We start from the raw sequence: 2247 nt of genomic DNA on the forward strand, positions 1-2247 counted from the left end.
TCCTCCACCATAATGGACATTGAAGGAATTACTTTGAGAAATCATATTTCCAACATCAGTCGAAAGTCTAAGCATTATTTCTCCAAATCCAGCAACCTTCATATTAGCACCCTCTAGCTTCATTTAATTTAGCTATATATCCTTCACATATTGAAGTTATTTCGTCAAATTTTCCTTCTTCACCAAGCTTGTTTAATTCTCCTCCGATTCCTACTGCATCTACTCCTGCTTTTATCCAAGAATCTAAGTGATCTACGTTAACTCCACCAGTTACCATTATGTTTGCATATGGAAGTGGACCTTTTATAGCTTTTACGTAGCCTTGACCGAATGCACTTCCTGGGAATAATTTTACGAAATCAACTCCAGCTTCGTGTGCAGATATTATTTCGTTTATAGTCATAACACCTGGTAAATATGGAACCTTGTATCTGTTACATATTTTTGCAGTTTCTGCATCAAATGCAGGTGATACTATATATTTTGCTCCAGCAAGCATCGCACTTCTAGCAGTTTCTGCATCTAAAACAGTTCCTGCACCTATTACTACATCGTCTTGTCCTGCGTATATTTCGCTGACTTCTCTTATTATGTCGTTTGCGAATTTGTTTGTGTAAGCAACTTCTATAGCCTTTACTCCACCTTTTACGCAAGCCTTTGATATTTCAACTCCAACCTCTTTAGAGTCTCCACGAACTACTGCTACTACACCACAGTCTTTTAATGCTTTTAATGTATTTATTTTTATCATGTCTGTTCTCCCTTAATCTTAAAATTTAAATTAAAATCCGAAGTAATTTAATGCATTGTCATGAGAAATATTTTTAATCATCTTTTCTAATGCTCTATCGTCATTTGGATATTCGCCGTTTGCTACCCATCCACCGATTAATTCGCACATTATTCTTCTGAAGTACTCGTGTCTAGTGTAAGATAAGAAGCTTCTTGAATCAGTTAGCATTCCTATAAAGTTTCCTAATAAACTTAGGTTTGCTAGTGAAGTCATTTGTTCTATCATACCTGCCTTGTGATCGTTGAACCACCATGCTGAGCCCTGTTGTATTTTTCCGCAAACACCAGCTTCTTGGAAGCATCCTATTAGTACACCTATAGCTGCGTTGTCAACTGGATTTAAGCTGTATAAGATAGTTTTTGGAAGCTTGTCCTCTTTGTTTAATGCATCAAGATAAGATGATAATTGGTCGATTGATACTCTATTGTATATTCCATCGAATCCTGTATCTACACCTAATCTATTAAACATCTTTGTGTTGTTGTCTCTAGTAACTCCGAAGTGTAGCTGCATAGCCCATCCTAGACGACTGTATTCTCCACCTACGTATAACATACACGCTGTCTTGAATTGTAATTCTTCAGTTTCAGATATATTTTTTCCTGCTAGACGTTTTTTAAATATAGCATCTACAGTATCTTCATCTGCTTCTACATAAGGTATGTATAATAAACCGTGGTCACTTATTTTACAACCTACCTCGTTGAAAAATTCCATACGTTTTGTTATAGCTTGTTTCCAGTCTGCAAATGATTTTATTTCAATTCCACTTACTTCTGATAATTTTGCTATATAATCTACATAGTCTATCTTTTCTATAGCTATAGCCTTATCAGGTCTCCATGTTGGAAGTACTTGTATATCAAAAGTTTCATCTTCTTTTATAGCTATGTGGTATTTTAAGTCGTCTATTGGATCGTCTGTAGTGCATATTAATTCAACGTTAGAATCTCTCATTATGCTTCTAGCAGACATAGTTTTTAATTTTTCGTTACATAAATTCCAAACCTCTTCTGCTGTTTCTCCATTTAGAGCACCTTCATATCCGAAGTATCTTTGTAGCTCTAAGTGACTCCAGTGGTACAGTGGGTTTCCTATAGCTTTTTCTAAAGTTTCAGCCCATTTTTGGAATTTTTCTCTATCTGTAGCGTCTCCAGTTATGTATTTTTCTTCTACACCGTTTGAACGCATTTGTCTCCATTTGTAGTGATCTCCACCTAGCCATACTTGAGTTATGTTTTCAAATTTTTTATCCTCTGCTATCTCCTGTGGGTTGATATGGCAGTGATAATCTATTATCGGCATAACACTTGAGTATTCATGGTAAAGCTTTTTAGATATTTCATTTGATAAAAGAAAATCTTTGTCCATAAAATTTTTCATGACATGTCTCCTCTATATTTGTATTTTTCCCTTATATATTTAAATTTTACTTAAATTTTTTTATTATATTT

The 2247-nt window shown here is 34.7% G+C and carries 2 protein-coding genes; both read right to left on the reverse strand.

The features are described 5' to 3' along the window. Positions 1-103 precede the first annotated feature (103 nt). Positions 104-751 carry a bifunctional 2-keto-4-hydroxyglutarate aldolase/2-keto-3-deoxy-6-phosphogluconate aldolase gene (locus SPD90_RS08475; protein WP_320924933.1) on the reverse strand — a complete coding sequence of 216 codons (648 nt, stop codon included), beginning with the start codon at positions 749-751 and terminating at the stop codon, positions 104-106. 30 nt (positions 752-781) lie between these two features. Then, positions 782-2176, reverse strand: coding sequence for a glucuronate isomerase (uxaC, locus tag SPD90_RS08480; RefSeq protein ID WP_320924934.1), 1395 nt, complete (start codon positions 2174-2176; stop codon positions 782-784). Positions 2177-2247 lie beyond the last annotated feature (71 nt).

Source organism: Intestinibacter sp. (assembly GCF_034113885.1).
Classification (GTDB): Bacteria; Bacillota; Clostridia; order Peptostreptococcales; family Peptostreptococcaceae; genus Intestinibacter.

Excerpts from the sequence above, each read along its gene's own strand:
- SPD90_RS08475 (WP_320924933.1), bottom strand. The coding sequence starts at position 751 with ATGATAAAAATAAATACATTAAAAGCATTAAAAGACTGTGGTGTAGTA.
- uxaC (WP_320924934.1), bottom strand. The coding sequence starts at position 2,176 with ATGAAAAATTTTATGGACAAAGATTTTCTTTTATCAAATGAAATATCT.